The organism is Streptomyces sp. NPDC001668, assembly GCF_042893155.1.
Lineage (GTDB): Bacteria > Actinomycetota > Actinomycetes > Streptomycetales > Streptomycetaceae > Streptomyces.
The window spans coordinates 922,543-934,691 of the sequence record NZ_JBIAUQ010000001.1 but is presented as its reverse complement, the minus strand read 5'-3'; the positions used below and the strand labels follow the sequence as shown (position 1 = coordinate 934,691).

The window sequence follows — 12,149 nt, the reverse complement described above, 5'->3', positions numbered from 1 at the left end:
GGCGGCCGGAGACCGGCCGCCCCGCTCAGAGCGTTCCTCACCGGGGAGGGTGTCACACCCCGGACGAGACCTCAGTCTTCGCCTGGGCTTTTCCCTCGGCGGCCGCGAGCGCCTTGTTGCGGCGGACGGAGGACCAGAAGGACCAGCCGATCAGGACCACACCGACCAGGCCGGTGATGATCTCGTGGATCTCGTACTGGATGGTGACCATGAGGATCACCGCGAGGGCGCCGATCGCGTAGTGGGCGCCGTGCTCCAGGTAGACGTAGTCGTCCAGGGTGCCCTGGCGGACCAGGTACACGGTCAGCGAACGGACGTACATGGCGCCGATACCGAGGCCCAGCGCCATCAGGACGATGTCGTTGGTGATGGCGAAGGCGCCGATCACACCGTCGAAGGAGAAGGAGGCGTCGAGGACCTCCAGGTAGAGGAACATGAAGAACGCGGCCTGGCCGGCCAGCTTGACGGCCGACTTGGGCTTGCCCTCGCGCTCGGCCCGTTCCTCCTCCTCGTGCTCGCGTTCCTCCTCCTCTTCGAGTTTGTCCTCGAAGTAGCCGGAGAGACCACCGACGATCATGTAGGTGATCAGGCCCGCGATACCGGAGATCAGGACGGTCTGCGCCTTGTCGACATGCGTGCCGCCGTGCTGGTGGGCGTGGGTGGCGAAGGTGAACGCGGTGATCAGCAGGACGATCAGGGCGATGCAGACCGACAGCATGTCGACCTTGCCGAGCTTGGCCAGCGGCCGCTCCAGCCAGGCCAGCCACTTGATGTCGCGGTCCTCGAAGATGAAGTCCAGGAAGATCATCAGCAGGAACATGCCACCGAACGCGGCGATCGCCGGGTGCGCGTCGGTGACCAGCTCCTGGTAGTGGTCCTTGTTGTTGAGCGCGAGGTCGACCGCCTCGATGGGCCCCATCTTGGCGCTGATCGCGACGATGACGACGGGGAAGACCAGCCGCATGCCGAAGACCGCGATCAGGACGCCGATCGTGAGGAAGATCTTCTGCCAGAAGGCACTCATCTTCTTCAGGATCCCGGCGTTGACCACCGCGTTGTCGAACGACAGGGAGATCTCGAGGATGGAGAGGATCGCCACGACCCCGAAACCTTCCCACCCCCCGTAGAGCACCGCAGCGACCAGGCCGAGCGCGGTGACCGCGAACGACCAGCCGAAGGTTTTGAGAACCACTGGCTACCCAATCCGTACGTGTACGGGGGACCCCCGTGCCGCACTCGGCTTTACGAAACTTTGAAGCGAAGTGTAGTCGGGCACCCTCGAAGCCCCACCCGGCCCCGGCTTTTGCTCATAACGCGTTATGAGACGTTGACCCCGAAGTCCAGGGCGATGCCCTTGAGGCCGGACGCGTATCCCTGTCCGACCGCCCTGAACTTCCACTCGCCCTGGTAGCGGTAGAGCTCGCCGAAGATCATCGCGGTCTCGGTGGAGGCATCCTCGGAGAGGTCGTAGCGGGCCAGCTCCTGGCCGTCGGCCTGGTTGACCACGCGGATGAAGGCGTTGCTGACCTGGCCGAAGGTCTGGCCGCGGTTGTCGGCGTCATGGATGGAGACCGGGAAGACGATCTTGTCGCAGGCGCCCGGCACCCTGGAGAGGTCGACCAGGATCGACTCGTCGTCGCCCTCGCCCTCACCCGTGAGGTTGTCGCCGGTGTGCTCGACCGAGCCGTCCGGGCTCTGGAGCTGGTTGTAGAAGACGAAGTACTCGTCACCCAGGACCCGTCCGCCACTGCACATCAGTGCGCTGGCGTCGAGGTCGAAGTCGGCTCCGGTGGTGGAGCGCGCGTCCCAGCCGAGTCCGACCATCACCTGGGTGAGGTTGGGTGCGGCCTTGGACAGGGAGACGTTCCCTCCCTTGGCGAGCGTGACGCCCATGTGCTGTTCCCTCCCCGAGAGTGTGCTGCTGTGCTGTACCTGCGCGTCCGGCGCCGCACGCAAACGGTGCGGCGCCGGAGCAAAAGAGCCGGGGCCGGTCCGAGGCCGACCGGTGAACAGGTCCTGGACGTCTGAACGGGTCCTAGACGTTGACGCCGAAGTCCTGGGCGATACCGCGCAGGCCCGAGGCGTAGCCCTGGCCGATGGCGCGGAACTTCCACTCCGCGCCGTTGCGGTAGAGCTCGCCGAAGACCATGGCGGTCTCGGTGGACGCGTCCTCGGAGAGGTCGTAGCGGGCGATCTCGGCGCCGCCCGCCTGGTTCACGACGCGGATGAAGGCGTTGCGCACCTGGCCGAAGGACTGCTGGCGGTTCTCGGCCTCGTAGATCGAGACCGGGAAGACGATCTTGTCGACGTCGGCCGGGACGTTCGCCAGGTCGACCTTGATCTGCTCGTCGTCGCCCTCGCCCTCACCCGTGAGGTTGTCGCCGGTGTGCTCGACCGAGCCGTCCGCGCTCTTGAGGTTGTTGAAGAAGACGAAGTTCGCGTCACTGGCGACCTTGCCGGCCGCGTTCAGCAGCAGCGCGCTGGCGTCCAGGTCGAAGTCGGTGCCGGTCGTGGTGCGGACGTCCCACCCCAGACCGACGATGACCGCGGTCAGGCCCGGGGCCTCCTTGGTCAGCGATACGTTGCCGCCCTTGCTGAGGCTGACTCCCACGAGTCCTCCATAGGTTCGCTGTGTCTGATGCTGCCGGATCAACGATTCGATCCTAGTGACGGGTTCCCGGCCCACGCAGTCCCTGGAGGCGAACAATCACCGGGTGTCGAGCTCTCAGAGGGTGTCGAGCGCCTTCACGTACTCGTTCAGGTCACGGGCGTCCGGCAGCGCGTTGACGACGGTCCAGCGCACCACGCCCTCCTTGTCGATGACGAAGGTGCCGCGCACCGCGCAGCCCTTGTCCTCGGCGAAGACGCCGTAGGCGCGGGAGACCTCGCCGTGCGGCCAGAAGTCGCTCAGCAGCGGGTACTCCAGGCCCTCCTGCTCGGCGAAGACGCGCAGGGTGTGGATGGAGTCGTTGGAGACGGCGAGCAGCTGGGTGTCGCGGTCCGAGAACTGCGGAAGGTTGTCACGCAGCTCGCACAGCTCACCGGTGCACACGCCGGTGAAGGCGAAGGGGTAGAAGAGCAGCACGACGTTCTGGCTGCCGCGGAAGTCGGACAGCTTCACGGTCCGGCCGTGGTTGTCCTTGAGCTCGAAGTCGGGGGCCTTTTCGCCGACCTGGATCGCCATCGCGTGGATGTCCCTTCGGGGGGCTGTTCGAGTGACGGAACCACCCTACGCAGCGATCAGCGCGGGGAGGCGGACGGGCCGGTCGCGCCGGCCCGTCCGGTCCCACGGGGCTACTTCTTGGACTTGGCCGCCTTGGGCGTCACCAGCCGGCTGCCACTCCAGTCCTTGCCCACGCTGACGCTCTTGGAGGCGGACAGGCCTGCCGTCGTCGCGGCTTCGGAGATGTCGCTCGGCTCCACGTAGCCGTCCCGGCCGGTCTTCGGCGTCAGCAACAGGATCGAGCCGCCCTCCTCGATGTACGTGGTGGCGTCCACCAGCACATCGGTCAGGTCGCCGTCCTCGTCACGGAACCAGAGCACCACGGCATCGGCGACGTCGTCGTAGTCCTCGTCCACCAGGTCGCTGCCGATGACTTGCTCGATGGCCTCGCGGAGTTCCTGGTCTACGTCGTCGTCGTAGCCGATCTCCTGGACCACCTGCTCGGGCTGGAACCCCAGCCTCACGGCAGGGCTCGTCTCCGCGTGGTCCGCGGTCGCGCTCACGGGTTGCCTCCTGATCTTGTCTTTGAATGGGGTCCCCCCAGGCCGCTCGGGCTCCGGGAAGTCTCAGCCACGCGCGTGCGCGAAGCATTGGCCGTAGTCCACACGGGCGGGGCGGATCGCGCAAGTACCCGGCGTTTCAGACCGCCGAAACGGTGACGTTCCGGAACGTGTCACCGCAACTCCAGGCACATCATCGCGGTCACGCCGTGACGCATGCCACACCTTTCTGCCCTCTTTGCGTGTTTGGGAACCATACCCGGGTACAGGGCCTCGGGTTACCCCGGAGTAGAGATGACGTTTGGCCCCCCGAGGTACACGATGGGGAGCGGTGCACACATCTAGAAATACGGCCCTCTGACAGGTAAGGAACAGCGTGGCTTCCGGATCCGATCGCAACCCGATCATCATTGGCGGCCTTCCGAGTCAGGTTCCTGACTTCGATCCCGAGGAAACCCAGGAGTGGCTCGACTCCCTCGACGCCGCCGTGGACGAGCGCGGCCGGGAGCGGGCCCGCTATCTGATGCTGCGGCTCATCGAGCGGGCCCGCGAGAAGCGCGTGGCCGTGCCCGAGATGCGCAGCACGGACTACGTGAACACCATCCCGACCAGGGCTGAACCGTTCTTCCCGGGCAACGAGGAGATCGAGCGCAAGATCCTGAACGCCACCCGGTGGAACGCGGCCGTGATGGTCTCGCGCGCCCAGCGTCCCGGGATCGGCGTCGGCGGCCACATCGCCACCTTCGCCTCCTCCGCGTCCCTCTACGACGTCGGCTTCAACCACTTCTTCCGCGGCAAGGACGAGGGCGACGGCGGCGACCAGGTCTTCTTCCAGGGCCACGCCTCCCCGGGCATCTACGCGCGCGCGTTCCTGCTCGACCGCCTCAGCGAGGACAACCTGGACGCGTTCCGCCAGGAGAAGTCGAAGGCCCCGCACGGGCTGTCCTCGTACCCGCACCCGCGGCTGATGCCGGACTTCTGGGAGTTCCCGACCGTGTCGATGGGCCTCGGCCCGATCGGCGCGATCTACCAGGCCCGGATGAACCGCTACATGCACGCGCGCGGGATCGCCGACACGAGCAAGTCCCATGTGTGGGCGTTCCTCGGCGACGGCGAGATGGACGAGCCCGAGTCGCTCGGCCAGCTGACCATCGCCGCGCGCGAGGGTCTCGACAACCTGACCTTCGTCGTCAACTGCAACCTCCAGCGCCTCGACGGCCCGGTGCGGGGCAACGGCAAGGTCATCCAGGAGCTGGAGTCGGTCTTCCGCGGCGCCGGCTGGAACGTGATCAAGCTGATCTGGGACCGGACCTGGGACCCGCTGCTCGCACAGGACCGCGACGGCATCCTCGTCAACCGGATGAACACCACCCCGGACGGGCAGTTCCAGACCTACGCCACCGAGTCCGGCGCCTACATCCGCGACCACTTCTTCGGCGACGACCAGCGGCTGCGCGCCATGGTCGAGGGCATGACCGACGACCAGATCCTGCACCTGGGCCGCGGCGGTCACGACCACAAGAAGATCTACGCGGCGTTCAAGGCGGCCGTGGAGCACACGGGCCAGCCGACGGTCATCCTCGCCAAGACCGTCAAGGGCTGGACGCTGGGCCCGAACTTCGAGGGCCGCAACGCCACGCACCAGATGAAGAAGCTGACGGTCGACGACCTCAAGGGCTTCCGCGACCGGCTGCACCTGCCGATCTCCGACAAGGAGCTGGAGAGCGGCGCCCCGCCGTACTTCCACCCGGGCCGGGACTCGGAAGAGATCCAGTACATGCACGACCGCCGCAAGAGCCTCGGTGGTTACGTCCCGACGCGTGTCGTGCGGGCCAAGCCGCTCGCACTGCCGGACGACAAGACGTACGCGACCGTGAAGAAGGGGTCGGGCCAGCAGTCGATCGCCACCACCATGGCTTTTGTACGGCTCCTCAAGGACCTCATGCGGGACAAGGAACTCGGACGTCGCTTCGTACTGATCGCGCCGGACGAGTACCGCACCTTCGGCATGGACTCGTTCTTCCCGAGTGCGAAGATCTACAACCCGCTCGGTCAGCAGTACGAGTCGGTCGACCGGGAACTGCTGCTCGCGTACAAGGAGTCGCCGACCGGGCAGATGCTGCACGACGGCATCTCCGAGGCGGGCTGCACGGCCTCCCTCATCGCCGCGGGTTCGGCGTACGCCACGCACGGCGAGCCGTTGATCCCGGTCTACGTCTTCTACTCGATGTTCGGTTTCCAGCGCACCGGTGACCAGTTCTGGCAGATGTCGGACCAGCTGGCGCGCGGGTTCGTCCTGGGCGCGACCGCGGGCCGTACGACTCTGACCGGTGAGGGCCTCCAGCACGCGGACGGCCACTCGCAGCTGCTCGCCTCGACCAACCCGGGGTGCGTGGCGTACGACCCGGCGTTCGGGTTCGAGATCGCGCACATCGTGCAGGACGGTCTGCGCAGGATGTACGGGCCGGAGAGCGAGGACGTCTTCTACTACCTCACGGTCTACAACGAGCCCATCCAGCACCCGGCCGAGCCCGCGAACGTCGACGCCGAGGGCATCCTCAAGGGCGTCTACCGCTTCTCCGAGGGCACCTCGGGGTCGATCCCGGCGCAGATCATGGCGTCCGGTGTGGCCGTGCCGTGGGCGGTCGAGGCGCAGAAGATCCTCGCCGAGGAGTGGAACGTCAAGGCGGACGTCTGGTCGGCGACCTCCTGGAACGAACTGCGGCGCGAGGCCGTGGCCTGCGAGGAGTACAACCTGCTGCACCCGGAGGAGGAGCAGCGGGTGCCGTACGTGACGCGGAAGCTGGCCGGGGCGCAGGGTCCGTTCGTGGCCGTCTCCGACTGGATGCGGTCGGTTCCCGACCAGATCGCGCGGTGGGTGCCGGGCACGTACCAGTCCCTGGGCGCGGACGGGTTCGGCTTCGCGGACACCCGGGGTGCGGCGCGGCGGTTCTTCCACATCGACGCGCAGTCGATCGTGGTGGGCGTGCTGACGGAGCTGGCGCGGGAGGGCAAGGTGGACCGGTCGGTGCTGAAGCAGGCGATCGACCGGTACCAGTTGCTGGATGTCTCGGCTGCTGACCCGGGTGCGGCGGGAGGCGACGCGTAGCCGCTGCGCTCGGCCTGGACGGACGGACGAAGGGCGGTGTGGGTGCCTGTGGCCCCACCGCCCTTCACCTTTTCTTTACGATGCGGGTATGACGGAACAGTCGGCGCAGGCCCGTTGGGAACAGCACACCCAGCGGCCCCTTCTGGCGCTCGCGGTGCTGTTCGCCGTCGCCTATGCCGTGCCGATCGTGGACGCCTCGGTGGGGCGGTCGCTCGCGGCGGTGTGCACGGCGGTCGAGTGGGTGGTGTGGGGGTTCTTCGCCGTCGACTACCTCATGCGGCTGTCGCTCTCGCGGGACCGCCGCGCGTTCGTACGGCAGCACTGGATGGACCTGTGTGCGGTGGTGCTGCCGCTGATACAGCCGCTGCGGCTGCTGCGGCTCGTCTCCACGCTGCTGCTGGTGGGCCGGCGGGCGCGGATGGCCTCGCAGATCCGGGTGACGACGTATGTCGGCGGGGCGGTCGTCGGGCTGCTGATGTTCGGCTCGCTGGCCGTGCTCTCGGTGGAACGGGACTCACCGAACGGGAACATCCGCACACTGGGTGACGCGGTGTGGTGGTCCTTCACGACGATGACGACGGTCGGCTACGGCGACCACGCCCCGACCACCGGCCTGGGCCGCATGATCGCGGTGGGCCTGATGCTCTCCGGTATCGCCCTTCTCGGTGTCGTGACCGCGAACATCGCGGCGTGGTTCATCGAGCGCTTCGAGAAGGACGACGTGGAGGAACGCCAGCAGACGGAGGCGATCCTGGCCCTGACGGAGGAGGTCCGGGCGCTTCGCGCGGAGGTGGCGGCCCTGCGCAAGACGTCCGTCGGCGGCTGACGAACACCCCACCGGCCTGGGAACGTGAGCGGGCCCCCGGTCGTCCCAGCGAGCCAACCGCAGACGATCGCGACCGGGCCGAGGATGATGCCCAGTACGAAGAAACCGGCGATCGCGCCGATACCGACCCCTCTGGGGGACGCCCCCAGACCCCGGCGATGATTCCGAGCGTCGCGCGATCCGTCCCGCTCCGTGACCACCCCAGTCCCGGAGCCCCGCACAGCCGTCGGCAGACATGAGGCGGGCCCCCGGTCGTCCCACCGGGGGCCCTTCCCTCACGCGCCCCGGGTCAGTACAGACCGATGCCCGGGGTGGCCGCTCCCGCGATGGCGATGATCGCCAGGAGCGTGTCGATGGCGCCCAGTACGAAGGCGACCAGAGCGGGCCAGGCACGGTTGGCGCCCGACCAGGTGCGGCCCATGGCGAGCCAGCCGCAGACCATCGCGACGGGGCCCAGGATGATGCTCAGTACGAAGAGGCCCGCGACCGCGCAGATGGCTCCGACGATTCCGAGCGTCGCGCGATCCGGCCCGGTCCGTGACCACGTCCGGCCACGTGATCGGGGGTACCTGCGCGTTCCGTGTCCGAAGCCCGCCATCATCAACTCCCTGACACCCTAGGTTGGTTGGGTTCGTCTCGGGTTCAACGATGCGAGTACCCCGGGTTCCGGGGTTAATCCTCCGGCCTTGCGGCGCGCCGCCCCCCTCCGGCAGCGCGCCGCAGCGCCGTCCGCCCTCCGCGGCGTACGAGCTTGCCGTGCGGAGGACTTGACTTACTGTGACCTGCGGCGCGTACCGGGTGCGAGAAATCTTTAGCCTCTTCACCCTGATAGGGGAAGAACGCTGAAAACGCGTCAGGGGGAGGTCCCGTCAGATGTGGCCCACGCCCGCGCCCGCCTCCGCGTTCGCACCGCGCTTGGTGAACAGGGCGACCAGGATCGCGAACGCGGCGACCCCCGCGGCGACCAGGGACGCGAGGCTCATCCCGGAGATGAACGTGTCGTGGGCCACGTCGGTGATCTTCGCCGCGATCTCCGCCGGGGTCCCCTTGGCGACCGGGGCCACGCCCACCTGGACCGCCTCCGACGCCTGGTCCAGCTGAGCCGGCGTGAGCGGGGGCAGACCCGCGTCCTTCCAGTTGGCCGGGAGGTCGCCGTCCACCTTGGAGGCCATCACGGCGCCGAGGACGGCCGTACCGAGGCTGCCGCCGATCTGCATCGCGGCCTGCTGGAGACCGCCGGCCACACCGGAGAGCTCCATGGGCGCGTTGCCCACGATGACCTCGGTGGCACCGACCATGACCGGCGCGAGGCCGAGGCCGAGCAGGGCGAACCAGAGGGACATCAGGGCGCTGCCGGTGTCCGTCTGAAGCGTGGACATGCCGTACATGGCGATCGCGGTGGCCGCCATGCCGCCCGCCAGCGGGATCCGCGGGCCGAGCTTGGTGATGAGCGCGCCCGCGAGCGGGGAGCCGACGATCATCATCCCGGTGAGCGGGAGCAGGTGGAGACCGGCGTCGATCGGGCTCATGCCGTGCACGTTCTGGAGGTAGAAGGTCACGAAGAACAGGCCGCCCATGAACGCGATCGCCATGAGGACCATGAGGACCACACCCGCCGACAGCGCCACCGAGCGGAACAGCCCGAGCGGGATCAGCGGCTCCTTGACTTTCGTCTCCCACAGCGCGAACAGCGCGAAGCCCACGACGGACGCGGCGATGAAGGTCCAGGTCAGTCCGTCGCCCCAGCCCCAGGTGGGGGCCTTGATGAGCGCCCACACCAGGCAGAACATGGCGGCCGACAGCAGGGCTATGCCCAGCAGGTCGAAGGAGCGCGGGGCGTTCTCGGCACGGTGGTCGAGGAGGATCAGCACACCGAGGACGAGGGCGAGGGCACCCACCGGCACGTTGATGAAGAACACCGACTGCCAGTTGACGTGCTCGACGAGGACACCGCCGAGGATCGGGCCGCCGGCGGTGGACGCGCCGATGACCATGCCCCAGATGCCGATGGCCATGTTGAGCTTCTCGGCCGGGAAGGTGGCCCGCAGCAGACCGAGCGCGGCCGGCATCAGCAGGGCGCCGAACAGGCCCTGCAGGACGCGGAAGGTGACGACCGCGGCGATGCTGCTGGACAGCCCGATCGCGCCCGAGGCGGCGGCGAAGCCGACGACCCCGATCAGGAAGGTCTGGCGGTGGCCGAAGCGGTCACCGAGTTTGCCCGCGGTGATCAGGGCGACCGCCAGCGCGAGGAAGTAGCCGTTGGTGATCCACTGGACGTCGGCGAAGCTCGCCTTGAGGTCGGCCTGGATGGCCGGGTTGGCGATGGCCACGATGGTGCCGTCGAGGGCCACCATCATGACGCCGACGGCCACGGTCAGCAGGGTGAGCCAGGGGTGGCCGCGCAGCCCGGAGGCGGGCGGCTGATCCGACGGGGACTGTGACGCCCGGTCCCCCGGCCCCGTCGTGTCGATGGTGGTCTGACTAGTCATGTGTTCGAGGCTAGTGACAGCCGCTGACATTTGACAAACCAATTCACAAGTCGGTAACTGACACCAATGGAAACACTGCGCGAACGCAAGAAGCAGCGCACCCGTGAGGCACTGCTGCGGGTCGCGATCGAGTCGTTCACCACCCGGGGCTACGAGCAGACGACCGTCGACGACATCGCCGACGCCGTCGGCGTCTCGCAGCGCACCTTCTTCCGGTACTTCGCCGGCAAGGAGGACGCCGCGCTCGCGCTCGACGAGATGACGGTGGCCCACTTCGTCGACGCCGTACGCGCGCGTCCGGCGCACGAGCCGCCGTTGGAGGCGCTGCGCCAGGCCGTGCTCCAGGGGTGGGACACCCTGCACGAGGTGGTCGAGTCGGTGGTGTCGGTGGAGCGGTTCCTGCGCATGTACCGGGTGATCGAGTCGACGCCCGTGCTGCTCGCCGCGCATCTGCGGCGCTCCCTGGAGTCCGAGGAGGTCCTCGCGCGCGTGCTCGCCGAACGCGAGGGACTCGATCCGGAGGCCGACCCACGCCCCAGGCTGACGGTGGCCGCCTTCGGCGCGGTGATGCGGGTGACCGAGCGCCAGTGGCTGGCGGACGGGGACTTCAGCCTGGAGGCCATGCGGGAGCTGACCGTCTCCCACCTGGAACTGCTGGGGCCCGCTCTGGCGGGCAAGTGGCCCCCCTACACCAAAACGTGATCCCCGTCACTCGATTAACCCGAGACCGTCTCGTTCTCCTAGTGTGTCCTTTCAGTGACTTCCTTCGACACCTCCCCGCAACTCAACGTCTGGCGCGCACTGCTCGCGCTGGCCGTCGTGTTCGTGATGCTGGCGACCACCGGCTGGACCGCTCTGCGCAACCAGAGGGAGGCCACCCCGCTCCAGGCCTCGCTCGAGTCCTGGGCGCACGGGCGCCTCCACGGACACCGGCTGCCGGACCCGGACACCTCCCCCGCCCAGCTCACGCGATTCTTCGCCGCGCTCACCTCCCAGGACCGCGTCCGTCTCGCCCAGCGCTACCCGCTCGCGGTCGGCAACATGAACGGCGCCCCCGTCGGGCTGCGCTACCAGGCCAACCGTCTCGCGCTGCTCCAGGCCAGCGGTGTCGAGCGCACACGGATGCACGATCCCCGGCTCACGCCCGCCGGCCAGCAGGAGGCGGGCCGCCGTATGCACCGCTTCGAGTCGCTGACGGCCCCGGAGCGCCACATCCTCGCCTTCGACCCCGACGGCTCCGGCCGGGTCGCCGAGGTGTTCGGCGATCTCGGCACGGCGCGGCGGATCTCCGTCGTCGTGCCCGGCGTCGACACCGACGTGCTCACCTTCCAGCGCACCAACCGCAGTTGGTCCGCGCCGGTCGGCATGGCCAAGTCCCTCTACCAGGCCGAGCGCGAGGCGAGCCCGTCCACGCGTACGGCCGTGATCGCCTGGGCCGACTACACCGCGCCCGCCGGCCTCGGCATCGACTCGGCCACCGCGATGCGCGCCGAGAACGGCGCCGTCCGGCTGAACGCGCTGGTGCGCGCGCTGCCCGGCGCCTCGCCGGTCTCCCTGTTCTGCCACAGCTACGGCTCCGTGGTGTGCGGGGTGGCCGCGCACGCGCTGCCCGGCCGGGTGGCCGACATCGCGGTGGCCGGCAGCCCGGGGATGCGGGTCGCCAACGCCTCCCACCTGCGCACCACCGCGCGGGTGTGGGCGATGCGGGACGCCGACGACTGGATCCAGGACGTGCCGTACCTGGAGGTCGGCGGACTCGGCCACGGCGCCGACCCGGTGTCCTCCGCGTTCGGCGCACGGGTGCTGTCCGCACGGGGTGCCGACGGGCACGCCGGTTACTTCGAGCCCGGAACGGAGAGTCTGCTCAACTTCGCCGAGATCGGCATTGGCGCGTACCGCTCGGTGCACTGCGCCCACGAGGACGAAGCCTGCCGCGCCGGTTTGTCCGGCACGGCCACGGCCGGACGCGCGTAGAGACCGCAGGAACCGCGGTCTGCGCGAG

The 12,149-nt window shown here is 68.5% G+C and carries 11 protein-coding genes; 4 read left to right on the top strand and 7 right to left on the bottom strand.

All coding sequences use genetic code 11. From position 1 onward, the window contains the following. Window positions 1-52 precede the first annotated feature (52 nt). The 5 genes from ACFYZ8_RS04175 to ACFYZ8_RS04155 form a co-directional block, all read right to left on the bottom strand. Window positions 53-1,192, bottom strand: coding sequence for a DUF475 domain-containing protein (locus tag ACFYZ8_RS04175; RefSeq protein WP_359032613.1), 1,140 nt, complete (start codon window positions 1,190-1,192; stop codon window positions 53-55). 125 nt (window positions 1,193-1,317) lie between these two features. Further along, entirely contained in the window at window positions 1,318-1,893 is a 576-nt protein-coding gene (locus tag ACFYZ8_RS04170; protein WP_359032615.1) for a TerD family protein, read from the bottom strand. Between the two features lie 142 nt (window positions 1,894-2,035). After that, on the bottom strand, window positions 2,036-2,611 hold the full coding sequence (locus tag ACFYZ8_RS04165; protein ID WP_359032617.1) for a TerD family protein: 576 nt from the start codon (window positions 2,609-2,611) through the stop codon (window positions 2,036-2,038). Window positions 2,612-2,725: 114 nt separating this feature from the next. Next, window positions 2,726-3,184 carry a peroxiredoxin gene (locus ACFYZ8_RS04160; RefSeq protein ID WP_359032619.1) on the bottom strand — a complete coding sequence of 153 codons (459 nt, stop codon included), beginning with the start codon at window positions 3,182-3,184 and terminating at the stop codon, window positions 2,726-2,728. A 110-nt stretch (window positions 3,185-3,294) separates the two neighbouring features. Beyond that, complete coding sequence (locus ACFYZ8_RS04155) at window positions 3,295-3,726, bottom strand: DUF3052 domain-containing protein (RefSeq protein WP_020116104.1); 432 nt, start codon at window positions 3,724-3,726, stop codon at window positions 3,295-3,297. Between the two features lie 373 nt (window positions 3,727-4,099). On the opposite strand from ACFYZ8_RS04155, the gene aceE reads away from it, so the two are divergent. Further along, entirely contained in the window at window positions 4,100-6,832 is a 2,733-nt protein-coding gene (gene aceE, locus ACFYZ8_RS04150; RefSeq protein ID WP_388538442.1) for a pyruvate dehydrogenase (acetyl-transferring), homodimeric type, read from the top strand. Between the two features lie 88 nt (window positions 6,833-6,920). Further along, complete coding sequence (locus ACFYZ8_RS04145; RefSeq protein ID WP_359032624.1) at window positions 6,921-7,658, top strand: ion channel; 738 nt, start codon at window positions 6,921-6,923, stop codon at window positions 7,656-7,658. A 289-nt stretch (window positions 7,659-7,947) separates the two neighbouring features. Here ACFYZ8_RS04145 and ACFYZ8_RS04140 read toward each other — a convergent pair whose 3' ends face one another. Beyond that, window positions 7,948-8,259 (bottom strand): small hydrophobic protein, encoded by a 312-nt coding sequence (locus tag ACFYZ8_RS04140; RefSeq protein ID WP_359032626.1) that lies wholly within the window; start codon window positions 8,257-8,259, stop codon window positions 7,948-7,950. Between the two features lie 268 nt (window positions 8,260-8,527). Beyond that, on the bottom strand, window positions 8,528-10,147 hold the full coding sequence (locus tag ACFYZ8_RS04135; protein ID WP_388538445.1) for an MFS transporter: 1,620 nt from the start codon (window positions 10,145-10,147) through the stop codon (window positions 8,528-8,530). A gap of 66 nt (window positions 10,148-10,213) precedes the next feature. Here ACFYZ8_RS04135 and ACFYZ8_RS04130 point away from each other — a divergent pair, with 66 nt between their 5' ends. After that, window positions 10,214-10,849 (top strand): TetR family transcriptional regulator, encoded by a 636-nt coding sequence (locus tag ACFYZ8_RS04130; RefSeq protein WP_359032630.1) that lies wholly within the window; start codon window positions 10,214-10,216, stop codon window positions 10,847-10,849. A gap of 54 nt (window positions 10,850-10,903) precedes the next feature. Beyond that, entirely contained in the window at window positions 10,904-12,121 is a 1,218-nt protein-coding gene (locus ACFYZ8_RS04125) for an alpha/beta hydrolase (protein ID WP_359032632.1), read from the top strand. Window positions 12,122-12,149 lie beyond the last annotated feature (28 nt).